General features: G+C 63.1%; 25 protein-coding genes and 1 pseudogene. 15 read left to right on the forward strand and 11 right to left on the reverse strand.

Features of this window, described 5'->3' with window-relative positions:
* Positions 1-165 precede the first annotated feature (165 nt).
* Entirely contained in the window at positions 166-1083 is a 918-nt protein-coding gene (gene ppk2 / locus ACRARG_RS02990; RefSeq protein ID WP_432688493.1) for a polyphosphate kinase 2, read from the forward strand.
* Positions 1084-1135: 52 nt separating this feature from the next.
* Here ppk2 and ACRARG_RS02995 read toward each other — a convergent pair whose 3' ends face one another.
* Entirely contained in the window at positions 1136-1687 is a 552-nt protein-coding gene (locus tag ACRARG_RS02995) for a hypothetical protein (protein WP_432688494.1), read from the reverse strand.
* Positions 1688-1996: 309 nt separating this feature from the next.
* On the opposite strand from ACRARG_RS02995, the gene ACRARG_RS03000 reads away from it, so the two are divergent.
* The 3 genes from ACRARG_RS03000 (at position 1997) to ACRARG_RS03010 (ending at position 4087) form a co-directional block, all read left to right on the forward strand.
* The gene (locus ACRARG_RS03000) at positions 1997-2434 is read left to right on the forward strand and encodes a tellurite resistance TerB family protein (RefSeq protein ID WP_432688495.1); all 438 of its coding nucleotides are present in this window, start codon (positions 1997-1999) and stop codon (positions 2432-2434) included.
* Positions 2431-3183: a phosphate/phosphite/phosphonate ABC transporter substrate-binding protein gene (locus ACRARG_RS03005; RefSeq protein WP_432688496.1), complete on the forward strand. Its 753-nt coding sequence runs from the start codon at positions 2431-2433 to the stop codon at positions 3181-3183. The genes ACRARG_RS03000 and ACRARG_RS03005 overlap by 4 nt, the downstream gene beginning before the upstream one ends.
* A 130-nt stretch (positions 3184-3313) precedes the next feature.
* On the forward strand, positions 3314-4087 hold the full coding sequence (locus ACRARG_RS03010) for an ABC transporter ATP-binding protein (RefSeq protein WP_432688497.1): 774 nt from the start codon (positions 3314-3316) through the stop codon (positions 4085-4087).
* Here the strand turns inward: ACRARG_RS03010 and ACRARG_RS03015 are convergent.
* Complete coding sequence (locus ACRARG_RS03015; RefSeq protein WP_432688498.1) at positions 4084-4437, reverse strand: CBU_0592 family membrane protein; 354 nt, start codon at positions 4435-4437, stop codon at positions 4084-4086. The two genes, ACRARG_RS03010 and ACRARG_RS03015, sit on opposite strands and share 4 nt — an antisense overlap.
* A 306-nt stretch (positions 4438-4743) precedes the next feature.
* Between ACRARG_RS03015 and ACRARG_RS03020 the strand changes: the two genes are divergently transcribed.
* The 8 genes and pseudogenes from ACRARG_RS03020 (at position 4744) to ACRARG_RS03055 (ending at position 13580) form a co-directional block, all read left to right on the forward strand.
* Complete coding sequence (locus ACRARG_RS03020; RefSeq protein WP_432688499.1) at positions 4744-5478, forward strand: transporter substrate-binding domain-containing protein; 735 nt, start codon at positions 4744-4746, stop codon at positions 5476-5478.
* Between the two features lie 135 nt (positions 5479-5613).
* Positions 5614-6489, forward strand: coding sequence for an ABC transporter permease (locus ACRARG_RS03025; RefSeq protein ID WP_432688500.1), 876 nt, complete (start codon positions 5614-5616; stop codon positions 6487-6489).
* Positions 6486-7325, forward strand: a complete 840-nt coding sequence (locus tag ACRARG_RS03030) for an ABC transporter permease (RefSeq protein ID WP_432688501.1) — start codon at positions 6486-6488, stop codon at positions 7323-7325. Before ACRARG_RS03025 ends, ACRARG_RS03030 begins: the two co-directional genes overlap by 4 nt.
* A gap of 5 nt (positions 7326-7330) precedes the next feature.
* A pseudogene (locus tag ACRARG_RS03035) lies at positions 7331-8641 on the forward strand (glutamine synthetase family protein); the annotation flags it as partial.
* A gap of 193 nt (positions 8642-8834) precedes the next feature.
* Positions 8835-9515, forward strand: coding sequence for a type 1 glutamine amidotransferase (locus ACRARG_RS03040; RefSeq protein ID WP_432688502.1), 681 nt, complete (start codon positions 8835-8837; stop codon positions 9513-9515).
* Positions 9512-10873, forward strand: coding sequence for a glutamine synthetase family protein (locus ACRARG_RS03045; protein WP_432688503.1), 1362 nt, complete (start codon positions 9512-9514; stop codon positions 10871-10873). The genes ACRARG_RS03040 and ACRARG_RS03045 overlap by 4 nt, the downstream gene beginning before the upstream one ends.
* A 79-nt stretch (positions 10874-10952) precedes the next feature.
* The gene (locus tag ACRARG_RS03050; RefSeq protein ID WP_432688504.1) at positions 10953-12257 is read left to right on the forward strand and encodes an NAD(P)/FAD-dependent oxidoreductase; all 1305 of its coding nucleotides are present in this window, start codon (positions 10953-10955) and stop codon (positions 12255-12257) included.
* 108 nt (positions 12258-12365) lie between these two features.
* Positions 12366-13580, forward strand: coding sequence for a DegT/DnrJ/EryC1/StrS family aminotransferase (locus tag ACRARG_RS03055; RefSeq protein WP_432688505.1), 1215 nt, complete (start codon positions 12366-12368; stop codon positions 13578-13580).
* A 311-nt stretch (positions 13581-13891) separates the two neighbouring features.
* Here ACRARG_RS03055 and ACRARG_RS03060 read toward each other — a convergent pair whose 3' ends face one another.
* From ACRARG_RS03060 to ACRARG_RS03085, 6 genes are read right to left on the reverse strand one after another with little or no spacing between them, the layout of a single operon-like run.
* A complete protein-coding gene (locus ACRARG_RS03060) occupies positions 13892-14719 on the reverse strand; it encodes a ferredoxin--NADP reductase (protein WP_432688506.1) in 828 nt (275 codons plus the stop codon).
* Between the two features lie 56 nt (positions 14720-14775).
* Entirely contained in the window at positions 14776-15162 is a 387-nt protein-coding gene (locus ACRARG_RS03065) for a DUF934 domain-containing protein (protein WP_432688507.1), read from the reverse strand.
* Positions 15159-15920: a phosphoadenylyl-sulfate reductase gene (locus tag ACRARG_RS03070; protein WP_432688508.1), complete on the reverse strand. Its 762-nt coding sequence runs from the start codon at positions 15918-15920 to the stop codon at positions 15159-15161. Before ACRARG_RS03070 ends, ACRARG_RS03065 begins: the two co-directional genes overlap by 4 nt.
* Positions 15910-17583, reverse strand: a complete 1674-nt coding sequence (locus ACRARG_RS03075) for a nitrite/sulfite reductase (RefSeq protein ID WP_432688509.1) — start codon at positions 17581-17583, stop codon at positions 15910-15912. Before ACRARG_RS03075 ends, ACRARG_RS03070 begins: the two co-directional genes overlap by 11 nt.
* 1 nt (position 17584) lies before the next feature.
* Complete coding sequence (locus tag ACRARG_RS03080; protein WP_432688510.1) at positions 17585-17887, reverse strand: DUF2849 domain-containing protein; 303 nt, start codon at positions 17885-17887, stop codon at positions 17585-17587.
* Complete coding sequence (locus ACRARG_RS03085; protein WP_432688511.1) at positions 17887-18897, reverse strand: siroheme synthase domain-containing protein; 1011 nt, start codon at positions 18895-18897, stop codon at positions 17887-17889. Before ACRARG_RS03085 ends, ACRARG_RS03080 begins: the two co-directional genes overlap by 1 nt.
* A gap of 146 nt (positions 18898-19043) precedes the next feature.
* Here ACRARG_RS03085 and ACRARG_RS03090 point away from each other — a divergent pair, with 146 nt between their 5' ends.
* A complete protein-coding gene (locus ACRARG_RS03090; RefSeq protein WP_432688512.1) occupies positions 19044-19505 on the forward strand; it encodes an Lrp/AsnC family transcriptional regulator in 462 nt (153 codons plus the stop codon).
* 83 nt (positions 19506-19588) lie between these two features.
* On the opposite strand, the gene ACRARG_RS03095 is transcribed toward ACRARG_RS03090, so the two are convergent.
* Positions 19589-20455 carry a translation initiation factor 3 gene (locus tag ACRARG_RS03095; protein WP_432688513.1) on the reverse strand — a complete coding sequence of 289 codons (867 nt, stop codon included), beginning with the start codon at positions 20453-20455 and terminating at the stop codon, positions 19589-19591.
* A 168-nt stretch (positions 20456-20623) separates the two neighbouring features.
* Here ACRARG_RS03095 and infC point away from each other — a divergent pair, with 168 nt between their 5' ends.
* Both infC and ACRARG_RS03105 read left to right on the forward strand, forming a co-directional pair.
* A complete protein-coding gene (gene infC, locus ACRARG_RS03100) occupies positions 20624-21169 on the forward strand; it encodes a translation initiation factor IF-3 (protein WP_432691306.1) in 546 nt (181 codons plus the stop codon).
* Positions 21170-21244: 75 nt separating this feature from the next.
* A complete protein-coding gene (locus ACRARG_RS03105; protein WP_432688514.1) occupies positions 21245-21847 on the forward strand; it encodes an SAM-dependent methyltransferase in 603 nt (200 codons plus the stop codon).
* Here ACRARG_RS03105 and ACRARG_RS03110 read toward each other — a convergent pair.
* Both ACRARG_RS03110 and ACRARG_RS03115 read right to left on the reverse strand, forming a co-directional pair.
* Positions 21803-22876, reverse strand: a complete 1074-nt coding sequence (locus tag ACRARG_RS03110) for a molybdopterin-binding protein (RefSeq protein ID WP_432688515.1) — start codon at positions 22874-22876, stop codon at positions 21803-21805. The two genes, ACRARG_RS03105 and ACRARG_RS03110, sit on opposite strands and share 45 nt — an antisense overlap.
* Positions 22877-23839, reverse strand: coding sequence for an XdhC family protein (locus ACRARG_RS03115; RefSeq protein ID WP_432688516.1), 963 nt, complete (start codon positions 23837-23839; stop codon positions 22877-22879).
* Positions 23840-24066 lie beyond the last annotated feature (227 nt).

Consider the following 24066-nt stretch of genomic DNA (forward strand, 5'->3'; position numbering starts at 1 on the left):
GGGCGGGCTCCCTCTCTGACATGAGAGATGTAGGGCGGCGCGCGCCTGCGTCATCGGGCCGGGCCTGTCGGGGCACTATAAAATCGTTACATCCGCGTGGTTAACAGGAGGCGTATTCCGGGCCGGCCACGGCGCCGGTCCTATCCCTCTGCCAAGGAGCTGCGCATGTCGCCCGATGATTTCAAGGCCGCCGAGGACTGGCTTGAAGCCGAGCTGAAGGACGAGCTGGACGAGGATTTCGAGATCGAGATGGAGGATGCGGTCCTCTCGATGAAGATTCGGGAAATCTATCGCAAGGCGCATGGCGAAACGATCCCGCGGCCGGAGTATTTTCGCGCGCTGCTGCGGCTTCAATCCGAGCTGATCAAGCTCCAGGACTGGGTGGTCGCCAACGGCGAAAAGGTCGTGGTGATTTTTGAGGGGCGGGACAGTGCCGGCAAGGGCGGCGTCATCAAGCGCATTACTCAGAGGCTGAACCCGCGTGTCGTGCGGACGGTTGCCCTGCCCGCGCCGACGGAGCGGGAAAAGTCCCAGTGGTATTTCCAGCGCTATGTTCCGCATCTGCCCGCGGGCGGAGAAATCGTCCTGTTCGACAGGTCCTGGTACAACCGGGCCGGTGTGGAGCGGGTCATGGGATTTGCCGACGAAACGCAGGTGGAACAGTTTTTCCAGGACGTTCCCGAATTCGAGCGGATGCTGGTGCGGTCGGGGATCCGGCTGGTGAAATACTGGTTCTCGATCACGGATGAGGAGCAGCAGATGCGGTTTCTTATCCGCATTCACGATCCGCTGAAGCAGTGGAAGCTGTCGCCGATGGATCTGCAATCGCGGATCAAGTGGGAAGATTATACCGCGGCCAAAGAGGACATGCTGGCCCGGACCAATATCGACGAGGCGCCCTGGTATATCGTGCCTGGCAATGACAAGAAGCGTGCCCGGCTCAATTGTATCGATCACCTTCTGTCGCGCTTCCCCTATGAGGAAATCGAAGGCGAAGAGATTTCCCTGCCCAACCGCGTCTACAACAGCAATTATGAGCGGCATGTGCTGCCGCCTGAGCTTTACGTGCCTTCAAAATACTGAGGCATACTGAACCGTCAGGCCGAGGCCTGTCCCGGGCGGCAAGCGTTCCGGGTCACGCGCGGTGGCGGGCGGGGACGAACAACGGGGTAAAGATGCCCTGAACCATGCCGGATCTGGGGCCAAAAGCCTTGCGCCGTGCGGGGACATTCAGACGGATATCGGTGACAAGCGGCGCAATGATATTCCTGTCGAACACCCAGCGTCCGCGGCGCCCGGCCTCGGCATCCAGTTTCTGGCGTTCGAGCCATTTGGCAACTTCTTCGCGGTCATCCATCCGGCGCGAGGCAATCGGGAGATAGAAGCCGCAGTTGATGCGCTGGCAAAGGGCATCGAGCACGGCGAATTGATCGCGTTTGTCGGCCGGGAATGCGGCGCGGGGCAGCAGGTTCCAGCGGCGCGGGTCGAAGGCAAAAAACAGCGTCAGCGCGGTGCCGAGGTCAAGTTCCTGGCGCGCGGCGATCCAGCGGAGGACTGCGGCATCCGTATCTTCGGCATCAAGCTTGCGGACAAAACTGCACAGCATATCCGGCTTCAGCTTTTTCAGCATATGGATCTGCCGATCCACGGTCAGGTTGCCCCAGTCTTTCTGCACGATGGCAAGCATTGCTCTTTTATCCCTCTTACGCCCTCTTGCGGGGCACCTTGTGACGACGGCTTTTATGCCAGTATTGGAAACGTTACACCGAAATGCGGCGAAACTTTGGCCGTGCAACCGAAAGGCGAGCCAAACGCGGATTTGCGTGCATAATTTATGTGGCGCGTGTTTTCCTTGCCCAAAAATTTCAACATTCGTTTGCAATCGATGTAAGAACGCCGCCTTGAGCGACGGACAAAACCGGGCCGAGGGGCCCGACACGTAAAATGGCAGGCCATGACAATTGGCATGGCCGCGTATCGGGACTATATCCGACAAATGGTTTCAGATCTGTTAAGTCGCCTCTTTGGCTCCGCCCCTCCGATCCTGCCGGATTCCGATGCCAGGCTGGCACTGTCGGCACTGCTTGTCCGTGTCGCGCGCAGCGACGGTCACTACGACTCCGCCGAGCGTGAGACGATCCGGGCCATAGTCACACGTCGGTACAGTCTGGATGCCGCCGCCGCCGGCACCCTGCTGGCAGAGGCCGAGCTGATGGAAAGTGAGGCGCCCGACACCGTGCGCTTTACCCGCGCGATCAAGGATGCCGTCCCCTATGAGGACCGGCTGGGCGTGATCGAATCTCTGTGGGAAGTTGTTCTTGCCGATGGCGCGCGCGACCCGGAGGAGGATGCCCTGCTGCGTATGGCGGCCTCGCTGCTGGGCGTGACGGATCAGGACAGCAATGCCGCGCGTTTAAAAGTGACCAAAGCATGATCGCAAGCCTGCCGATGTACGACCGTCCGGAATGTCAGGCGGCGAATGATGCGCTCTGGTCGGGGGTCGCCGCGGCGCTGGCGCGCACGGGGCTTGAGGCGCCTGCCGCGCTGACGCGGGAGGGCGAGCTCTGGGATCACTGGCAGTCGCCGGAACTTGTGTTGTCGCAGACCTGCGGCCTGCCCTACCGGTCGCGCCTCAGGGGTGTGGTTCGGATCATCGGGAGCCCGGATTACGGGCTCGAAGGATGCCCGCCGGGTTATTACAATTCCGCAATTGTTGTGCGGGCCGGGGATGAGGCCATCGCGCCGGAGGACTGGCGCGGCAAGGTGCTGGCCTTCAACGAAGGCCGCTCACAGTCGGGCTGGGCAGCGGCGCTGAACCATGCCGCGGGTCTGGGCACCGGCTATGGCGGCATGGTGGAGACCGGGGCGCATATCAACTCGGCCCGCGCCGTGTCCGAAGGGCGCGCCGATATCGCGGTGATCGATGCACATACCCTCCGGTTCATTCAACGGTTTGATGACTGGGCACAGGGGCTGAAGGTGATCGGACGGACGGAGCCGACCCCGGCCACGCCGTTTATCACCAAGGGCACGGCGGATGACGAAACGGTTGCCCTGCTGCGTGCCGCGCTGGAGGAGGCCGTCGCGGGCCAGTCCGATGCCATCCGGGCGATCACCGGGCTGCGCGCCGTTGTCACCGTGCCCGAGGCGGACTACCTCGCCGTGCCGACGCCCGCGGCCTGACGGGGTCAGGCCGGCCCGGCCGGGATCGCGCCCGGAAATTGGGCATTCCGTCTGGTTAATCGGGGGCAGCCGTTGCTTTTGAGGCGGAAATGCGCCCAGATATCAGGCACCCAGCACGGAAGGCGATACGTTGCAAAATCCTCCGGTTCTTGAAATCCGCGACCTGCACAAAAGCTACGGCAATCTGGAAGTCCTGAAAGGCGTGTCCGTCAGCGCCCGCCGGGGCGAGGTCGTGTCGCTTATCGGGTCCTCGGGGTCGGGCAAGTCGACGCTGCTGCGCTGTGCCAACCTGCTGGAAGACAGCCAGACCGGCGACGTGATTTTCAAGGGCGAGGCCGTGCACTGGCGCGGGGCCGGGCTGTACCGGAGACCGGGCGATGCACGTCAGGTTTTGCGGTTCCGGACGAACCTGTCGATGGTGTTCCAGCAGTTCAACCTCTGGTCCCATATGACGATCCTGCAGAATGTGATGGAGGCGCCGCTCACGGTGCTGGGCCGCGACCGCAAGGAGGTCGAGGAGAAGGCGCGTCACTACCTGACCAAAGTGGGCATCGGCGACAAGGCGGATGCCTGGCCTGCGCAGCTGTCGGGCGGGCAGCAGCAGCGGGCGGCGATTGCCCGCGCGCTCTGCATGGAGCCGGAGGCGCTGCTGTTTGATGAGCCGACCTCTGCTCTCGACCCGGAGCTGGAGCAGGAGGTCGTCAAGGTTATCAAAGATCTGGCAAATGAGGGCCGGACGATGATCATCGTGACGCATGACATGCGGCTGGCGGCGGATGTCTCGGATCTCGTGGTCTTTCTGCACAAGGGGCTGATCGAGGAACAGGGCGCCCCGGATCAGCTGTTTGGCGCACCGAAATCGGAACGGCTGCGCCAGTTCCTGAGCGCGACGGCCTCCAGCTAGGGCCTGATGAGCCGGGCTGTGTGGCGTCGCGTGTCGCAGGACAGCCGCGGCAGGTGCTGCATTGCCTGCCGTGAACGGCGGGTTGCGCGGGCCTGACGGGCGGCCCCCATATGGCGCAATGTACCAAATGCAGACACGCCGATATAGATTGTCTGCACGACCACCGCGGCGAGGTTGAACGTATGGATCAGGCTGACCATCACAAGCGACGCCGCCACAAGGTTTGTCAGGTAGTACCAGGGCGACTGGCTTGGCAGCCGGTCAAGTGCCACGCAGATATAGCGAAGCAGCACGCAGAGCGCGCCGGTCAGCCCGGCGATCTGGTACATATTCCAATCGATAGCGGTCATTGTCGGTCCGGAAATTCCCGAAGACAGGACCGGTCTTCGCGGCAAATCCGCACCGGTCCATCGTTTCAAATTCAGTCCCGCCTGAAATATTCGCGGCGATCGGGCCAAGATGCCGTGACGCCATCGCGTCGCAAAGTCCGGAAATCCTGACCCTGCGCCACGCCGCATCTGCTGCCTGACGCATCGTCAGCGACAAAGTTGCGCAAATTTCGGGCGAATGCCTCTTGTCATAGCCGCAATATCCGCCAAGGCTTGGCCATCATGTGCGGCGGGCAACGCCGCCGGACTTTCAACGGGAGAACACCTATGAAGACACTCATGCTTACTGCAGCGCTGGCGCTGAGCGCGGGCATGGTCTCGGCCGAGAGCCATATGAAGACCGTCCGTCTGGGCACCGAAGGCGCCTACCCTCCGTTCAACTTCATCGACGACAATGGCGAAGTGGCCGGGCTCGAGCGTGAGCTGGGCGATGCGCTCTGCGCCAAAGCGGAACTGACCTGCGAATGGGTGACCAACGACTGGGATTCGATCATCCCGAACCTCGTGTCCGGCAACTACGATGTCATCATCGCCGGCATGTCGATCACCGACGAGCGTGACGAGGTGATTGATTTCACGCAGAACTACGTCCCGCCGACGACCTCCTCCTATGTTGCGATGAGCGACAGCGTCGATCTGGAAGGCGGCGTGATCTCTGCCCAGACCGCGACGATCCAGGCGGGTTATATCGCCGAAACCGGCGCCACGCTGGTTGAATTCGCAACGCCGGACGAAACCATTGCGGCGGTTAAGAACGGTGAGGCCGATGCGGTCTTTGCCGATACCGACTACCTCAAGCCTTTCGTTGAGGAATCCGGCGGCGAGCTGATGTTCGTGGGTGACCAGGTTCCGCTGGGCGGCGGCGTCGGCCTTGGCCTGCGCGAAAGCGACACCGAGCTGAAAGAAAAGTTCGACGCGGCCATCACCGCCATGAAGGAAGACGGCTCGCTCAACGAAATGCTGAAAAAGTATCTGGGCGACGAAACCCTGGTTTACGAATGATGAGATGCGGGCGGTCTCCGGGCCGCCCGACTGTCTGCATGCAGACCTGCATCGCGTCCTATCGAATGAATGGCGTATCCGCGGCGGCCCCGGCCCTTGCGGGTGCGACCTTTGTGAACGGCTGACGGGGACCGGATGTTCGACTACTGCGCCGATCCCAAAACGCTCGAAGGGTTCCAGTGGCTGTCATGCTACCTGACCACGGGCAAACATTTCCTCTTTTACGAAAGCTTCTTCTTCGTTGTGGCCCTGTTGCTGGTTACAGCACCGATCGCGTTGTCGGTTGGGTTCATGGGCGCGCTCGCGACCCGGTCGCGGATCGCGCCGATCCGCTGGATCGGCATCGTCTACACCTCGATGGTGCGGGGCGTGCCCGATATCGCCTTCTTCCTCTTTATGCCGCTGGCGCTGGATCAGGGGCTGGAATGGTTGCGCCACAAGGTCAAATGCCCGGACTGGGAAGGCCCGGTACGGCAGGGCAGCGATTTTGTCGTCTGCACCCCAGCCAAGCTGCCGCTGTCCTCGGCCCCGCAATGGGTGCATGAATATTACGGCATCGCACTTGGCATGACCGCATTCGCCTTTGTCTTCGGCGCCTTCGCAGCCTTCGTTCTGGCAGGCGCCATGAATGCCGTGCCCCGCGCCCAGATGGAAACCGCCGAGGCCTATGGCATGACCCGCCGCCAGGCCACCTGGCGCATCCTCGTGCCGCAGATGTGGGTCTACGCCCTGCCGGGCCTGTCGAACCTCTGGATGATTCTGATCAAGGCGACGCCCCTGCTCTTCCTGCTGGGGATCGAGGATGTCGTCTACTGGGCGCGGGAGCTGGGCGGGTCCAAGACGCAGGCCTATGACTATCCGCATGGCGACTGGCGGCTCTACTATTTCCTTGGCCTGCTGGTCTTTTACCTGCTGCTGACCAAGCTGTCGGAGATCGGCTTTGCCCGGCTGTCCCGGCGCCTCGCCCGTGGTCAGGCCACGGCGGCGGGGATGAAGGAGGCGCGGGCATGAGCTGCATCCAGACCATTCAGGACTATGCCCTGCGCTCCATCGGGATCGGCGAGCGGCTGCTGCCGAAGTCCGACTTTACCCTGTGCCAGCAGTTCACGCTGATCGGGTCGGGGCTGATCTGGAACATCTATTTCGCGCTCTGCGCGCTCATCCTGGCGTTTTCGCTGTCGGTCGCGATTGGCCTTGCCCGCAATTCCTCCAACCTGCTGATCAAGAAACCCGCCGACTGGTTCGTCTTCGTCTTCCGGGGCTCGCCGCTCTTCATCCAGTTCTTCCTCTTTTACGAGGCGTTTACCCTGCTGCCCAAGAACGGCCTCACGCTGAACCTCGGCTTTGTGGAGATCACGGCGGCCACCCGCTGGCTGACCCGCGCGGCGGCGGGGGCGCTGATCGTGCTGTTCCTCAATACCTCCGCCTATGCCGGAGAGATTTTCTACGGCGCGCTCCGCTCCGTGCCCAAGGGTGATCTGGAAGCGGCGGATGCCTATGGCTTCTCCGGCTGGAAGAAGTTCCGCCGCATCACCTTCCCCACGATGCTGCGGCTCGGCTGGCCCGCCTATACCAATGAGTCGATCTTCCTCTTCCATGCCACGACGCTGGTCTATTTCTCCTCCTTCCCGGCCTGGCAGCAGAAGGGCGATGCGCTCTATTACGCCAGCTATTTCGCCGACAAGACCTTCAACCCGTTCATCCCCTACCCGATCCTGGCGGGCTATTTCATCCTGTTCAGCCTCATCATCATCGGGATATATGGCCGGATCTACCGCCATCTGAACCGCCACCTGCCACAGGACAAACGTCCGAAGTTCCGGGTCCGGCCCCAACTCGTACGTTAAGACCCATGCCCATCGGACCGATCAAGACCTTCCGCGTTGCCGCCGCCGACCTCAACGGCCAGATGCGGGGCAAACGCCTGCCCCGCGCGGCCTTTGACAAGCTCGGCACCTCGCCGGTGCGCATGCCCTTCTCGGTGCTGAACGTCGATATCTGGGGCGCAGATATCGAGGGCTCGCCGCTCGTGTTCGAGACGGGCGATGCCGATGGCATCCTCTTGCCCACCGACCGCGGCCCGGTGCCTATGCCCTGGCTCGACACCCCCTCCGCGCTGGTCCCGGTAGAGATGTTCGGCGAGGATGGCAAACCCTTCGCCGGCGATCCCCGCCATGCGCTGGCCCGTGTCCTCGACCGCTACAAGGCGCGCGGCTGGACCGTGCAGGCCGGGATCGAGATGGAGTTCTACCTGGTCGATGACAGCGGCGACGATCTGGAGCCGCCGCGCAACCCCCAGACCGGCCGCTCCCTGCAGGGCAATGCGATCCTCTCGCTGCGCCAGCTCGACGCCTTCGACGCGTTCCTCTCGGCCGTCTACGAGGCCAGCGAAGAGATGGAAATCCCCGCCCAATCCGCCATATCCGAGGCCGGCATGGGCCAGTTCGAGTTTGACCTCGACCATGCAGAGGCGATGCTCGCCGCCGATAATGCCTGGCTCTTCAAGGCGATGATCCGCGGCATGGCGCGCAAACACGGCATGGCCGGCACCTTCATGGCCAAACCGCTGGCCGAGGAAACCGGCACCGGCATGCATATCCATTTCTCGGTGATGGACGAGGACGGGAACAACATCTTCGACAATGGCGCCAGCGACGGCACGGACCTGTTGCGCAACGCCGTGGCGGGCTGCCTCGCCGCCATGCCCGCCTCGACCCTCATCTTCGCCCCGCATGGCCCCAGCTATGACCGGCTCGTGCCTGGCAACCATGCGCCCACCGGCGCCTGCTGGGCCTATGACAACCGCACCTCGGCGCTGCGCATCCCCGGCGGCTCGCCCAAGGCGCGGCGGATCGAACACCGCGTGTCGGGCGGCGACATTAACCCCTACCTCGCCCTCGCCGTGATCCTCGGCGCCGCGCTCACCGGCATCGAGGACGGCAAGACACCTCCGCCGCCCATCACCGGCAATGCCTATGAGATGGACCTGCCGCAGCTCTGCCCGGACTGGGCCAGCGCCATCGACATGTTCGAAACCGATCCCCAGATCGCCCGCATCTTCCCGCCGCTCCTGATCCAGAACCTCGTCGCCACCAAACGGCAGGAAATGCGTTACCTGGCCGAGATCTCGCCCAACGACCACTGGAAAACCTATCTCCCCGCTCCCCCCCCCCCCCCCCCCCCCCCCCCCCCCTTTTCCCCCCCCCCCACCCGCGGGGGGGGGGGGGGGGGCCCCCCCCCCCCCCCTCCCTCAACCGGCCAAAAGCGCGACATATTCCACTCCGGGACCACCCCGCCCCCCTTGCCGCCCCCGCGCCCCTCAATTACCTTCGCGGTATCCCAACGTCAGGTGATCCATGCTCATCGGCATTCTGCAATGCGGCCATTTCCCCGAGGAACTTCAGGGGGAAAGCGGCGATTATGACGCGATGTTCCGCCGACTCCTCGACGGCAACGGCTTTGACTTCGCAACCTATAACGTGGTCGATAATGACTTCCCCGCGGGCCCGCAGGCCTGCGACGGATGGCTCATCACCGGCTCCCGCCACGGCGCCTATGACGACCTGCCCTGGATCTCCCAGTTGGAAGAGCTGATCCGCGCCATCCGCGACAGCGGCCGCCCGCTGGTGGGGGTCTGTTTCGGCCATCAGATCATCGCCCAGGCCCTTGGCGGCAAAGTCGAGAAATTCGCCGGCGGCTGGGGCGTCGGCCGTCAGACCTATCGTCTCGGCGACAGCGAGACATCGCTCAACGCCTGGCATCAGGATCAGGTTGTGGCCCTGCCACCCGGCGCCACCACCCTCGCCTCCTCCGATTTCTGTGAAAACGCCGTGATCGCCTACGGCAGCCAGATTTACACGGTGCAGGCCCATCCCGAATTCACCGCGCGGGAAATCGAAGGGCTGATCAAGGCCCGCGCCCCGGGCGTCGTCCCGCCCGAGCTGGTTGATCAGGCTGCCGCCTCGCTCGATACGCCGGTTGATGCCGCGCTGCAGGCCCGGCGATTTGCCGAAACCTTTAAAGGGCATGTGTCATGAGCGAGGACTGGACCTCAAAAATCCCCGAAAGCGCTCAGGCCTATCTGATCGACCGGCGGCTGGACGAGGTGGAATGCATCATCTCCGACCTGCCCGGCATCGCGCGCGGCAAGGCGGTTCCGGCGTCGAAATTCGCCCGGCAGCAGTATTTCCACCTGCCCAATTCCATCTTCTTTCAGACCATCACCGGCGACTGGGGCGAGGCCGCGGGCGACGAGGGCTTCATCGAGCCTGACATGATCCTGCGCCCCGATTATTCCACAGCGACGGCCGCGCCCTGGACCGGCGACTGGACGCTGCAGGTGATCCATGATGCCTATGACCGCAAGGGCAATCCGATCCCCTTCTCGCCCCGTAACGTGTTGAAACGCGTGGTGGATCTTTACCATCAACAGGGCTGGAAACCGGTCGTCGCGCCGGAGATGGAATTCTACCTCGTCGCGCGCAACCTCGATCCGGCCAAGCCGATCATGCCGATGATGGGCCGCTCGGGTCGCCCTGCCGCCGCGCGCCAGGCCTATTCGATGACGGCGGTCGACGAATTCGGACCGGTGATCGACGATATCTACGACTTTGCGGAGGCTCAGGGGTTCGAGATCGACGGCATTACCCAGGAAGGCGGCGCCGGTCAGTTGGAGATTAACCTGCGGCATGGCGATCCGGTCAAACTGGCGGATGAGGTCTTCTATTTCAAACGGCTGATCCGCGAGGCCGCCCTGCGTCATGACTGCTTTGCCACCTTTATGGCCAAACCCATCGGGGACGAACCCGGCTCGGCCATGCATATCCATCATTCGATCCTCGACAAGGAGACCGGCAAGAATATCTTCACAGGTCCTCAGGGCGGGGAAACGGACGCTTTCTACAGCTTTATCGGGGGGTTGCAGCATCATCTTCCACAGGTGATCCCGCTGCTTGCACCTTATGTTAACAGCTATCGCCGATACGTGAAGGACCACGCCGCGCCGATCAATCTGGAATGGGGCCGGGATAACCGGACCACGGGGATCCGCGTGCCGATCTCCGACCCCTCCTCCCGCCGCGTCGAAAACCGCGTCGCGGGGATGGACTGCAACCCCTATCTCGGCATCGCCGCCTCCCTCGCCGCGGGCTATCTGGGCCTGATGCGGGAAGAACGGGCGGAAAAACAGTTCCGCGGCGATGCCTATGAGGGCGACGGCGACTTCCCGCGGACCCTGGGCGAAGCGCTGGACGAAATGGACGAGGCCACCGGGATCAACGATGTTCTGGGCGCCGAATTCTGCCGGGTCTATTCCATCGTGAAACGCACGGAATACGAGGAATTCCTTGGCGTTATCAGCCCGTGGGAGCGGGAGCACCTGCTGCTGAACGTCTGATGATGCGCCGCGCCGCCCCCTTCATCTTGATAAAAATATCCTCGCCGAAGGCCATGCCCGGACCGGGCGTCCTGACCCGATGAACCTGCTGCACGCCAACGACCGGCCGGGGGCCTATCCCAACAGCTTTTATGCTGCGACCGCGCCCCTCCTGCCCGCGTTCCCGGCGTTGAAAGGGGCTGAAACCGCCGATCTCTGTGTGATCGGCGGCGGCTATACCGGCCTTTCCACGGCGCTGCACGCGGCAGAAGCCGGGCTGTCGGTGATCCTGCTGGACGCGCAGCGTGTCGGCTTTGGCGCTTCCGGGCGGAACGGCGGCCAGCTGGGCAGCGGCCAGCGTCAGGATCAGATGGCGCTGGAAAAGATGCTGGGGCCAGAGGAGGCCCGCCTTTACTGGCGTCTGGGCGAGGATGCCAAGGCGCTGGTCAAATCCCTGATCGCTAAACACAATATCGATGCGGAGCTGAAATCCGGCGTAGCCTGGACAGGCTTTACGCAATCCGAAGTCCATGAGCTGCATGACTACGGCGCCCATCTGACGGCACGTTACAACTACCCGGAGATCGAGCTGCTGGACGGCGCCACCTGCGCGCAGGTGATCCCCTCCCCCGCCTATAAGGGCGGCATTCTGGATCGGGGCGCCGCGCATCTTCACCCGCTGAAATTCGTGCTCGGCCTCGCCCGGGCGGCGGAGGCTGCAGGCGTGCGCCTGTTCGAACGGTCGGAAGTTCACCGGATCGACCCCGGTGACCCCGCCGTGATCCGGACGGCGGAGGGTCAGGTCACGGCCCGGCATGTCGTTCTGGCCTGCAACGGCTATCTCGGCGGGCTTGACCGTCGGGTCGCCGCCCGGGTCATGCCGATCAACAATTACGTGATCGCGACGGAACCCCTGGGCGATGATGCGGCCCGCGTTCTGACCCGGGACATCGCCGTCGCCGACAGCAAATTCGTGGTGAATTATTATCGGCTGTCGGAGGACAAACGGCTGATTTTCGGCGGCGGCGAAAGCTACGGCTACCGCTTCCCGCGCGATATCGCCGCCAAGGTGCGCAAGCCGATGACCCAGATATACCCGCATCTGAGGGATGTCCGCATTGATTACGCATGGGGTGGGACGCTTGCCATCACCATGAAAAGGCTTCCCTTTTTTAGCCGCCTTGCCCCCAACATCCTGACCGCCTCCGGCTATTCGGGACATGGCGTTGGCACAGCCACCCATGCCGGGCAGCTTCTGGCGGCGGCGGTGGAAGGCCAGGCCTCGGGCTTTGACGCGATGTCGCGCCTGCCGACCCCGACTTTTCCGGGTGGCGGCGGTCTGCGCACACCTTTGCTGATCGCCGCGATGAGCTGGTTTGCCCTGCGGGACCGGCTGGGGCTCTGAAGGCTGGGGCTCTGGGGACCGGAGCTCTGAAGGCTGGGGCAAAAACCGGTTGGATTGCCGTGCCGCATCGTTTAGGTTTCCCAAAAAGGCAATTCAGGAAACCCGAAGATGTCTCTCCCCCCCAGCGTTTACGATGCAGAGCCCATTCCCGATTCCGCCCGGGCGGAGATCGAGCGCCTGCTGAGCTCCGGCGATCTTTTCCGCTACACCGCCGCGGAAGACGCCCCCGTCACCCTGCTGGAGACGGAGTTCGCAGAGATGATGGGCGCGCGGTATGCGCTCGCCGTCTCCTCCTGTTCGGCGGCGCTGTTCCTGTCGCTCAAGGCTCTGAACCTGCCGCGCGGCGCGACCGTCATGATCCCCGCCTTCACCTTTGCCGCCGTCCCCTCTTCGATCGTGCATGCGGATTACGATGTCGTGCTTTGCGAATGCGGTGATAACTATCGGATAGATATGGATGATTTCCGCGCCAAGCTGCCGGAGGTCGATGCCGTGATCATCTCTCATATGCGGGGGCATACCTCGGATATGGACACCATCATGACGCTCTGCGATGCGGCCGAGATTCCCGTGATCGAGGATGCGGCGCATTCGCTGGGCACGCTCTGGCATGGGCGCAAGATCGGCACGATCGGCCGTGTCGGGTGCTTTTCCTTCCAGTCTTACAAGCTGCTGAATTCCGGCGAAGGCGGCATCCTGATCACCGATGATGCCGAGCTTGTCGCCCGGGCCATCATCATGTCGGGCGCCTATGAGCATATGTGGAAAAAGCACAAGGCGCGCCGCGGCGATAATTCCCTCGATCTGGTCGAGGCGCTGGAGCGCTGGCAGAACCGTCTGCCGCTGTATAACCTCCGGCTCTCCAACCTGTCCGCGGCGATCGTACGGTCGCAACTACCGGAGGTAGAGCGACGGGTTCGCGATGGCCGTCGCAATCATGACCATGTGGCTGAAATCATTTCGAAATCCCCCTGGATTGATGTTCCGGAGAAACTGGCCGCTGAAACTCGCGCGCCGGATTCCCTGCAGTTCAACCTTGTCGGCGTCAGTGATGAAGAGACCCTCGCCTTCCAGTCGGCTGCGGCGGCGCGTGGGGTGAAGGTTCAGGTTTTCGGCATGTCCACGGACAATGCGCGCGCCTTCTGGAACTGGCAGTTCCTGGGCGATCTGCCCGCACTGCCGAAGACCCGTGAGATGCTCATGCGAGCCTGTGATACGCGGCTTCCGGCGCGGCTGACGCTGGCAGAATGCGACACGGTTGCGGCGGCGCTTGTCGCGGCTGCCGAGGATGTGATGGGGCTGGTCGAAGCCTACGGCACCTGAGCTGGTTTATAGTTTAAAACGGTAAGCGGTCCCCGTTTGGGGCCGTTTTTCGTTGCACCCCTTACTTGTACTTTTTCAACTTTTTTGAGAGCAGCTGGCGAGTGATCGGTGAGCGGAGCGAAAGGGAACATGAGCATTCACCCGCAATCCACTGATATCTAATAATTTTCAGGAATATTCTCGTTAGGCGCAGCCTATCAACCCAACGTTTCCCCACCCACTACCATTAACCCAACAAAAACTATCGTTAAGCCAAAATTAAAGGGCGCCACCCGGCGCCCTTCAAAATCGTTGTGACCCGCCGACGCAGATCAGTCGACAAATGCCTTTTCGACCACGTATTCCTTGGGCTCGGAATTGGCCCCTTCCCGCAGACCAAATCCCTCCAGGATCTCCTTGATCTCGACATTGAAGGCGAGGTTGCCACAGACCATGGCCCGGTCTGTTTCGGGACGGATCGGGTCAATGCCGAGGTCGGAGAAGACTTCGCCCGACCGCATCAGGTCGGTGATACGGCCCATCTTCGGGCTCTCTTCGCGCGTCGTCGTGGGATAGTACTTCAACTTGGCCAGGTTTTCCGGCCCGATCAGTTCCTGAAGCAGCTCGTCGGTACGGATAGAGTCGATCAGTTCGGCCCCATAGGTCAATTCCCCGACTTCGCGGCAGGTATGGGTGATGATGACCTCGTCGTAATCCTCATAGGTCTGCGGATCGCGCAGCAGCGAGGCGAAGGGGGCAAAGCCTGTGCCGGTCGCGAAAAACCACAGGCGCTTACCCGGCAGCAAGGCGTCATGCACAAGCGTTCCCACCGGTTTGGGGCGCAGAATAATTTCGTCATCAACCTGAATATTTTGCAAACGCGACGTCAGCGGGCCGTCCGGAACCTTAATCGAATAGAATTCCAGCTCTTCGTCCCAGGAGGGCGACGCGATAGAATAGGCACGCAGCAGAGGCCGCCCGTTATCCCCCATCAACCCGATCATCACGAACTCGCCAGACCGGAACCGCAGGGATGCCGGACGGGTCACACGGAAAGAGAAAAGCCTGTCGGTCCAGTGCTTTACAAATGTAACGCGCTGTGTGTCTGGCAGGGCCTTGGGCTTGGGAGGCGCTTGTTCGGTCACGGTTTGCTCGGTCATCTGGTGTCAGGGCTGATGCCCTTCCTTTAACTGCTTGTGTACGAATGATAAAGAATTTATCCGGCCTGCAGGCGGGCGCGATAGTCAAATGCCTGCCAATTGGACCGGAACTGCCATTCCCCCTCGGGTTGGCGGGCTGCCAGTTCGTCAGAGATCTCGACCTCATCAAAGCCGGAGCGACGGGCCATCGCATATTGATCCGACAGAACATGCCCCACGGCGCGCAGCGGCCCGGTATAGCCATGCCTGCGCAGCGCAGCGGCAATGGAAAATCCGCGGCCGTCCGAAAAGGCGGGGAACGCGACGCGAACAAGGCGGATTGACGCGGCGGGCGTCAGATCCGCCACATCCGTATCAGAGGCCAGCTCAAGGATTTCCGAGTCCGCCAAGTCCGCGGCCCAGTCATCCGACGAAAAGCCGGTATCAGTCACAATCACGGTCATGTCGCGTTTCCTCTTACCATCTTTCCATTTACGAAATGAATTCCACATTCATCTTTTGTCTGTCCGCGCCACCGACCGGCACGCGGGTCTTCGCCCGGCGCCACGGGCGAAGTACAGGGGGCGCAGCCAATGGATGGGTATCCCTTTGACACCAAAGGATGTTTAGGAAGGCGGTTCTCTTCCATATAGCTGCGGACATCGTCCGGCGTCCAATGCGCCAGCGGGTTTACCTTGATCCGGTGCGGCCCGTCGGCTTCGAAGAAATCGAGCGCGGAGCGCGTGGCGCTCTGAAACCGTTTGCGCCCGGTTATCCAGCCGTCAAATTCCGCCAGGGCGTCAACCAGAGGCTGCGTCTTGCGCAGGTCGCAGCACCGATCCGTGTCGCGCTGATGCAGCGTGCCGTCCGGATCGACGGATTTCACCGCGGTGGCGGAGGCCCGGATAACCCGCAGGTTGGTCAGGTTCAGCCGTTCGGCCAGGTCTTCCTGATAGGCGAGCGTTTCGGCAAACAGCATCTGCGTGTCGATGAACAGCACCGGCGTCCTGTGTTCGATGACAGAGACCAGATGCAGCAGCGCCACAGACTCCGCGCCAAAGGACGAAACCATGGCGATGCGCCCCGCATCCGGGTCGTTCAGCGCCCCTTCCAGCACGGCGGCGGCGCTGTGATGGCGGTAGCGGTCATTGAGCAGGCGCACCCGCTCCGCCTGCTCCGGCAAGGCGGGCGCCGTGAAATCGAGAGCGGCTTCAGGCGGCATGGGTCTTGGCCCTCTCCGCGTCATCATAAAGGGCGGCCTTGAAGGGCGCCATTCCCAGCCTTCGATAGGCCTCGAGGAAGGTTTCCTCCGGCGTTTCCCGCAGGTCCAGATAGGTCAGAAGGATGCGTTCGATTGCGCCGGTAATCTCGTCATAGGCAAAGCCCGGGCCGGTGCGTTCGCCGATGGCCGCGCTTTCGGTGCCGTCGCCGCCGAGCGTGATCTGATAGTTCTCGACCCCGGCCCGGTCGAGGCCAAGGATGCCGATATGCCCGACATGGTGATGCCCGCAGGCATTGATGCAGCCCGAAATCTTGAGCTTGATCGGCCCGATGTCGTGCTCCAGCTTCAGCTCGTCAAACCGCTGCGCAATCTCCTGCGCCACGGGGATCGAGCGTGCGGTGGCGAGCGCGCAGTAATCCATGCCCGGGCAGGCAATGATGTCGGAGATCAGGCCGACATTGGATGTGGCCAGATCGGCGGCCTTGAGCGCGGCGTGCAGATCGGGCAGGTCGGATTTGTGGACATGCGGAAGGATGACGTTCTGTTCATGGCTGATACGCAGTTCATCATGGCCGAACCGTCGGGCAAGATCGGCGAGCGCGCGCATCTGATCGGCCGTCGCATCACCCGGGGTGGCGCCTTGTTTTTTCAGGCTGACCGTGACGATGGCATAACCTTCGGCCCTGTGCGGGTGCAGGTTGGTATCCGTCCAGGCACGGAACACCGGATCGGCATCACGGGCCAGGTCATAACCCGTTGTCGGCGCATTGCGGAACGCCGGCGGGGCGAACTGGGCCTCGATCGCCGCGAGCATCTCCTGATCGACACCGGTAAAGAGCGGCTTGATCTCGGCAAATCGCGCGTCGACCATTTCGCGAATCGTGTCGAGGCCGTTTTCATGCACGGTGATCTTGATGCGGGCTTTGTATTTGTTATCGCGGCGGCCCAGCTGGTTGTAGACAGAGACGATGGCCTCCAGATAGGGCAGCAGGTCCTCCGGCGGCAGGAAGTCGTTGATCACCTTGCCGATCATGGGCGTGCGGCCGAGGCCACCGCCGACAAGAATTTCGTAACCGGGTTTACCATCGCGTTCGACCATGCGGACGCCGATGTCATGCGCGCGGGTCACGGCACGATCGTTCGGGCTGCCTGTCACAGCGAATTTGAATTTGCGCGGCAGGAACTGGAATTCCGGATGGTCGGTCGACCACTGGCGGATCAGCTCTGCCACCGGGCGGGGATCGGCGATCTCATCGGCGGCGGCACCGGCGAAATGGTCTGCCGTCACGTTGCGGATCGTGTTGCCGGAGGTCTGGATCGCGTGCAGCTGCACCTTGGCCAGCTCATCCAGAATGTCCGGAACTTCGTTCAGTTTCGGCCAGTTATACTGAATGTTTTGCCGGGTGGTGAAATGGCCGTAACCTTTGTCGAACCTTTCTGCGATAAAGGCTAACCCGTCCATCTGGGCCGAGCTCAAGGTGCCGTAGGGGATCGCCACACGCAGCATATAGGCGTGCAGCTGCAGGTAGAGCCCGTTCATCAGGCGCAAGGGGCGGAACTCTTCTTCCGTCAGGTTGCCGGCGATGCGGCGTTCCACCTGGGCGCGGAACTGGGCGTTGCGTTCAGCCAGGAAGGCGTGATCGAATTCGCTGTAGCGATACATCTCAGGCCTCCTGTGCCTGTTTGCCGTGGAAATAGTTGGAGGGGCCGGTGCGCCGGAAATCCTCCCGAAAATGGGTGGGTTGCGGTCCGTTTTCGCCGGCGGCCATATCTGCCAGGTAGGGGCCGACCACTTCGGCGGCGCGGCGTTCTGCATCAAGCAGGCGCAGCTCGGCGATGGCTTCGTCGGTGATCAGTTCCGCCTCAGACAGCTGGCGGGTCCAGCGGTCATCTGCGGTCAGGTAGACAACGTCCCCTTCCAGCAGGGCGTTGGCGGTCACAACTTTGGGCGTAAAGGCGCGTGGCATCAGGCTTGCTCCTGTCGGGAAACGGATCGGGCGGCGGCGGCGAGGCCGGGGATGACGGTAACGCTGGGGCCCAAACGCGACACGGCCGTTGCCAGAGCGTCCAGATCGCGACCCGAAGCCAGGTACAGAACATGCCGCCCCCCCTGCGCGCGCTGCGCCAGTATCTGGTGGAGCGGCGGGACGGTCGTGCGATCATGCAGGGCCACGAAATCAGCTTCGCGACGGGCGAGTTCAAGGACCGAGGGCGAAATGGCCGCGTCATGCACCACGACGTCAGCCGTATCCAGGGCACGCCGGGTCTTCATCACCAGAAGGTCGGGATCGGCATGGTTTACGGGGGCGAGCGTCACGCGGGGGATGGCCGGAGCAGCATGCAGATGGGCCGACAGCAGGGTGTCGAGCGCTGCGTCCAGATCGGTTCCGGCCGCTGCCGCCTCGGGCCCCGTTTGACCGAACCAGTCAGACCAGAACGCGCGGCGCGGCGCACCATGCGGCAGGGCCTCGGCCCGGGGGCGGAAACCGGCGGCGGCGCGGGCCAGCGCGCCGGTGACGGCGGGCAAGTCCTGTTCCAGCCCGGCCTTGAGGCTGCGGGCCAGGACGGGCGCCGTACCTTCGGTGCCAATTGCGACAGTGACGGGAGCGCGGTCGACGATGGCCGGTGTGATAAAATCCGAGGCCAGAAGATTGTCGACGACATTGATCAGCACTCCGGCAGCACGGGCCATATCGGCCGTCCGGGCATCCGCTGCCTCATCCTCATCGGCGGCATATACAAGTGCAGCGCCAGAGAGATCCCCGGGCCCGAGCGCGCGCGGGTGCAGCACCAGCCGCCCCTGCCGCGCCCAGTCGCGAATCTCCGGCGCGGCATCGGGGGTAAAGACGTCGATCCGGGCCGGTGTCTTGAGCAGCAGCCGCAATTTCGCAAGTGCCGCGGCGCCACCGCCGGACAGGATCACGCGGCGGTTCTCCATCGCGAGAAAAATAGGGAAATGCTGCATCTGACCGGTCATTCCGGGTCTCCCAGCGGGCTGATTGACTTATCTCCAATTTAGGAAATAATCCCCCCAGAGGACCAGTACCCCCGCCAAATAAGGAATGCTGTTCCTGCAAGCGGAAGGATGCGGGTCAGAATCCCGCCAGACAGGAGAATGAAGGAATGGCTGTCCGTCTCGACGAGCTGGATCGGAAAATTCTTTTGCAGCTGCAGCAAGACACAACGCCGTCGATCGAGGATATCGCGAAAACGGTGGGGTCGTCGAAGACGCCTGTGTGGAATCGCATCCGCAAGATGCGGGAGGCCGGGATCATTACGAAAGAGGTTGCCGTTCTGGATGCCGATACGCTGGGATTCGAGGCCTGTTTCTTTGTCCTGATCCGGACCTCGGAACATGAAGCGGCCTGGCAGGCGGATTTCCTGAAGGCGCTGCGCGACCGTCCCGAAGTGCAGGAAGCACATCGTCTGGCTGGCGATATCGACTACATCCTCAAGGTCCGGGTGCGGAATGCGCGGGCCTATGACGCGTTTTATCAGGCCCTGATCTCGGAGGTGCGCGTGCATAATGTCACCGCGCTGCTGTCGATGGAGGAGATCAAATCCACGACCAGCCTGCCGCTCTGATCGCAGACAGCTGTCCCCTGCGGATGTCTCCGCGGCCATCAGGGGCCGCGGAGTAAATTTCTTTAAGGGCTATGTCTGCCGCGTTACTGGCCGAACCCAAGCGCCGCGCGGACCTGCGCCAGCGTGGCCGCCAGCGCTTCGGGATTGTTCTGCACCTTGCCGATACCGATTTTCAGCGCGGTCTTTTGCATCGCGGGCAGTGACGAGGCGTCGAGGATTTCGACCACTTTAGACAGGCTGAAGCCGTCGGTGGTCAGGGCCTCGGCGATTTCCGCAACGCTGAAGCCGGTCTCGGAGGCCAGGGCCTCTGCTTCGGGGCTGGTTTCAACGGCGGTTTCGACCTCTGCTGTCGTGGCGGTTTCGGTAGCTGCTTCAGGCGCCGGTTCGGTCGCATCTGCAGTGGCCGCTTCTTCAGCCGCGGGCGCAGCTTCTGCCGTCTCTTCCGCAACTGCGGGGGTGTCGGTCGTGACCTCGGCGGCGGTTTCGGCCGTGGCATCCTCGGCGGCGGTTTCGGCCGTTTCGGCAAGCTCGGCGACACCTTCGGCAGCATCCTGTGCCGCATCCTGTGCAGCGTCGACCACCGACTCGGCGGCATCGGCGGCGGCGTCCACCGCGGTCTCTGCAACCTCTGCGGCCGTCTCGCCTGCGGCGCTGGCCGCTTCGGCCGCGGCCGTTGCGGCCTCGCCCACGGCTTCGGCTGCGGTTTCTGCGGCAGCCTCGACCGTTTCGGCAACGGCGGTGGCGGCATCCGTCACCTCTTCGGCAGCCGTCTCTGCCGTGGCTTCGGCAGTGTCGGCCATCGCTTCGGGGTCGGCGATCTCTTCGGCGGCTTCGGCCGGCGTTTCTGCCGTAACCTCTTCCGTTGCGGGGATCATCTCACCGCCCTTGAGGTAATAGGCCACGCCGCCGAGAGCGAGCAGAGCCACGAGAATACCCAGAATTTTCGTCATTTCTCTTTTCCTGTTCCAGACCCTATCGACAGCGCCGGATTGGCCTACCTTTCCGCAACCAACGGAATCAGGGCTCGGGCGCCTTCTCCCCGATTTGCCGCTTGAAGTTAACCCCTTCCGGCACTAGTTTCTGCGCTCACAATTCCTGGCTATAAAAGGACCAGTCAAATAGCTCGCAGACCTCACAACGCGCCGCCGACCCGCGAAACCGGCCCCCGCGTCAACGATCGTATCCGTGGCCCCGAAGTCCGCCTGATTGGCGCGGAAGGGGAGAATTTGGGCGTGGTCACGCCCGAACGCGCAATGGAGCTGGCCGAACAGGCCGAGCTCGACCTTGTCGAGATTTCCCCCAATGCCACGCCGCCGGTCTGCAAGATCATGGATTTCGGCAAGTTCAAATACGAACAGCAAAAGCGCGAATCCGAAGCCCGGAAAAAGCAGAAGATCATCGAGGTGAAAGAGGTCAAGTTCCGGCCCAACACCGATGTGCACGACTACGACGTGAAGATGAAGAATGTCGTCAAGTTTCTGGAAAAAGGCGACAAGGTCAAAGTGACCCTCCGTTTCCGTGGCCGCGAGATGGCGCACCAGAATCTGGGCCGCGATCTGCTGGAACGGGTGGCGGAAGACGTTAAAGAGATCGGCAAGGTCGAGAATATGCCGAAAATGGAAGGCCGCCAGATGATCATGATGATCGGCCCGCTGGCCAAATAAATCCGGGGCGCCTGATCGCCTTTGACAAAGCGGTCCTCTGGGCCGCTTTTCTTTTTGGGACGCGAGGTGATGCCCATGTGGGAAGAACGATATTCCAATCCCGGTTACGTCTTCGGGACAGAGCCCGCGCTGTTTCTGACCGATCATGCGGAGATCTATCAGCCCGGCCAGACCGCGCTTTGCGTCGCCGATGGGGAGGGTCGCAATTCCGTCTGGCTGGCGCAGCGGGGGCTGGATGTGACGGCACTGGAATACGCCCCGTCGGCCGTGGCCAAGGCGCGGCGTCTGGCACAGTCTCAGGGGGTCAGCCTGACCCATGTCCAGAGCGATGTCTTCGCCTGGGACTGGCCGGAAGGGGGCTTTGACCATGTGGTGGCGATTTTCATCCAGTTTGTCGGGCCGTCCCCCCGGGCGGATCTGTTCCGGCGGATGAAACGGGCGGTCAAGCCGGGCGGACTGGTGTCACTGCATGGCTATACGCCGAAACAGCTGGAATATGGCACCGGCGGCCCGTCAGCTGTCGAGAATCTTTATACCGAGGCGGGGCTGCAAACGGCGTTCCAGTCCTGGCAGATCGAAGTGCTCAGGAGCCATGAACGGCATCTGGAGGAGGGTCCGGGCCATTCCGGGATGTCAGCTCTGATCGACCTTGTCGCCAGACGCCCCGGCCCCGGCTGAGGCCGCCCCTGCTGCGGGACGGGCGGCGCGGCGGCTTTCGCGCGGTTGCGGCCGGGTCGGAATTTCCTTCAGCAGCCCGCCCACGCCCATGTCGGAAATGTCGCCGCCGGTCACCGTCAGCCCGCAGGCAATCCGCGACAGGATCCAGTCCGCCCCGTTCAGCGCGGGAGAGCGAGCACAGCCCGGCAGCCCGATGACCGGCCGACCGTGCAGCTGACCGAGGAAAAGCAGATTGCCCGGATCGACGGGCATGCCGAACCGGTCGATCGCACCGCCGGCCCGGCGCACCGCCTCTGGCGCCACGTCATGCGGGTCGGATGTGGCCGATCCGGTCAGGATCAGCGTCAGATCATCGCCCGCATCGCGCGCCAGTTCCTCGCCCAGCCGATCGACCGTATGGGGCGTTGTCGACACAGAGGTCAGGCTCAGGCCCAGAGCCGTGAGGCGGTCTTTGACCGCTGTCACGCCTTTCTCCCCTGCCCCGCCGGGAATTTCCGTCACAACCAGCCGCGCCGTCCGCAGGGCGGGCCGTGCCAGGTGGAGGGCCGGAGACCCCGCCAGCAGCGCCTCCGCCGCCGTGACCGAGGTTTCCGGCACCGCGTAGGAGATGATCTTGACCGTCGCCGCCATGCCGCCTGCGGCAAGCTGCTGAAAAGCGGGGACGGTGGCGAGCGTCAGCATGGGGTCGATATGGTTCAGCCGGGTCAAGGTGTCCGGGTCCAGCACGATGACGCCCGGGCCGTCAGCCAGAAGGTTGACCCGGCCCGTGAACGGCGGGGTGATCCGCAGCCCCTGCCCTGCCGGATCAGGCACCAGCGCGGCGGCGATGCGGGCGGCGGCGGTATCTTCCTCCACATCGCCCGGGTCCAGACGGGCGCAGATCACCTGCGTCATCCCCTGCCCCGCCATGTCCTGCAGATGGCTGGCCTCCAGACGCTGACCTTTGCGCAATCGGCCAGACGTCAGCGTAACGGAATGCGCCAGAATCGCGCCTTCGGCCTGATCGAGGGATACGGGTCCGAATTTCACTCAGCCGCCCTTCCGCAGCACCTGCGTGGCCTCGGCCAGAATCGACACCGCAATTTCCGCCGGATCGGCGGCGCCGATATCCAGACCGACAGGGCCATGGATTGCGGCGATCTGTGCGTCGGAAAATCCCTTGGCCGTTAGACGTTCGACGCGTTTGGCATGGGTTCGGGTGGAGCCCAGAGCGCCAATGTAGAAGGCGCCGGAGGTCAGACCGATCTCAAGCGCCGGGTCGTCGATCTTGGGATCATGCGTCAGCAGGACAAGCGCGGTACGGGCATCCATGCCCGCCTGTTCCAGCACCTCGTCCGGATAGTCATCCAGAATGGTTTCACCGGGGAAACGGGTTTCCGAGGCAAAGGCCGGGCGCGGGTCCACGATCACCGGATCATATCCGGCGATCCGCGCCATCGGCACCAGAGCCTGAGCGATATGCACCGCGCCGACCACAAACATCCGCAGGGGCGGGTTGTGGATATGGACAAAGGTCTTGCCGTCCTCTTCAAAACCGGACCGGTCGGCGCGGAAGCGGTCGGCAAATCCGCCGCGGGACAATTCGACCTGCCAGGTTTCAGTATCCGTGATCAGCGCGACCGGGGTCCGTCTGAGATGCGCCAGGCAGAGATCGGCCAGCACCTCTTCCGGCAGGCCGTCCGGGCCGATGGGCTGCAACAGGATGCGGATGGTCCCGCCACAGGCCAGACCGACCGCAAAGGCATCCCCGTCGGAGATGCCATAGCTCAGCAGACGCGGCTTGCCGTCCTCAATAGCTTCCAGGGCTTCGGTCACCACGGCGCCTTCGACACAGCCGCCGGACACGGAGCCGGCCATATCCCCCGCGCCCGATACGGCCAGCATGGCCCCCACGCGACGGGGGGCACTGCCCCAGGTTTCGACCACGGTGGCAAGGGCCGCACCCTTGCCCGCCCGATGCCAGTCCAGCGCGTCGGCGGCGAAATCTTCCATGGGGCTCCTTCCAGGCCGGCTTGGGTGCCGGGCCACATGTTATATGTCGGTCGTCTGGGGCCAGAGATCAAGGTGCGGTCCGGGTGCCATGCGCCCGCGGGCTGGGGCGGGGATCGCGCGACGCCAAACGACACGCGGCGCGGATAGACCCGGCGCCGGCCTCCGGGCGGCAAAGGGGCGCGGGTCCGGACCATGGGGACGCCACGGAAAAGGGCCGGACGGGATGC

It is taken from the genome of Pseudooceanicola profundi (assembly GCF_050897955.1).
Lineage (GTDB): Bacteria > Pseudomonadota > Alphaproteobacteria > Rhodobacterales > Rhodobacteraceae > Pseudooceanicola.

Coding starts and splice junctions, on each gene's coding strand:
- ppk2 (WP_432688493.1), top strand. CDS start 166: ATGTCGCCCGATGATTTCAAGGCCGCCGAGGACTGGCTTGAAGCCGAG.
- ACRARG_RS02995 (WP_432688494.1), bottom strand. CDS start 1,687: ATGCTTGCCATCGTGCAGAAAGACTGGGGCAACCTGACCGTGGATCGG.
- ACRARG_RS03000 (WP_432688495.1), top strand. CDS start 1,997: ATGGTTTCAGATCTGTTAAGTCGCCTCTTTGGCTCCGCCCCTCCGATC.
- ACRARG_RS03005 (WP_432688496.1), top strand. CDS start 2,431: ATGATCGCAAGCCTGCCGATGTACGACCGTCCGGAATGTCAGGCGGCG.
- ACRARG_RS03015 (WP_432688498.1), bottom strand. CDS start 4,437: ATGACCGCTATCGATTGGAATATGTACCAGATCGCCGGGCTGACCGGC.
- ACRARG_RS03020 (WP_432688499.1), top strand. CDS start 4,744: ATGAAGACACTCATGCTTACTGCAGCGCTGGCGCTGAGCGCGGGCATG.
- ACRARG_RS03025 (WP_432688500.1), top strand. CDS start 5,614: ATGTTCGACTACTGCGCCGATCCCAAAACGCTCGAAGGGTTCCAGTGG.
- ACRARG_RS03030 (WP_432688501.1), top strand. CDS start 6,486: ATGAGCTGCATCCAGACCATTCAGGACTATGCCCTGCGCTCCATCGGG.
- ACRARG_RS03040 (WP_432688502.1), top strand. CDS start 8,835: ATGCTCATCGGCATTCTGCAATGCGGCCATTTCCCCGAGGAACTTCAG.
- ACRARG_RS03045 (WP_432688503.1), top strand. CDS start 9,512: ATGAGCGAGGACTGGACCTCAAAAATCCCCGAAAGCGCTCAGGCCTAT.
- ACRARG_RS03050 (WP_432688504.1), top strand. CDS start 10,953: ATGAACCTGCTGCACGCCAACGACCGGCCGGGGGCCTATCCCAACAGC.
- ACRARG_RS03055 (WP_432688505.1), top strand. CDS start 12,366: ATGTCTCTCCCCCCCAGCGTTTACGATGCAGAGCCCATTCCCGATTCC.
- ACRARG_RS03060 (WP_432688506.1), bottom strand. CDS start 14,719: ATGACCGAGCAAACCGTGACCGAACAAGCGCCTCCCAAGCCCAAGGCC.
- ACRARG_RS03065 (WP_432688507.1), bottom strand. CDS start 15,162: ATGACCGTGATTGTGACTGATACCGGCTTTTCGTCGGATGACTGGGCC.
- ACRARG_RS03070 (WP_432688508.1), bottom strand. CDS start 15,920: ATGCCGCCTGAAGCCGCTCTCGATTTCACGGCGCCCGCCTTGCCGGAG.
- ACRARG_RS03075 (WP_432688509.1), bottom strand. CDS start 17,583: ATGTATCGCTACAGCGAATTCGATCACGCCTTCCTGGCTGAACGCAAC.
- ACRARG_RS03080 (WP_432688510.1), bottom strand. CDS start 17,887: ATGCCACGCGCCTTTACGCCCAAAGTTGTGACCGCCAACGCCCTGCTG.
- ACRARG_RS03085 (WP_432688511.1), bottom strand. CDS start 18,897: ATGACCGGTCAGATGCAGCATTTCCCTATTTTTCTCGCGATGGAGAAC.
- ACRARG_RS03090 (WP_432688512.1), top strand. CDS start 19,044: ATGGCTGTCCGTCTCGACGAGCTGGATCGGAAAATTCTTTTGCAGCTG.
- ACRARG_RS03095 (WP_432688513.1), bottom strand. CDS start 20,455: ATGACGAAAATTCTGGGTATTCTCGTGGCTCTGCTCGCTCTCGGCGGC.
- ACRARG_RS03105 (WP_432688514.1), top strand. CDS start 21,245: ATGTGGGAAGAACGATATTCCAATCCCGGTTACGTCTTCGGGACAGAG.
- ACRARG_RS03115 (WP_432688516.1), bottom strand. CDS start 23,839: ATGGAAGATTTCGCCGCCGACGCGCTGGACTGGCATCGGGCGGGCAAG.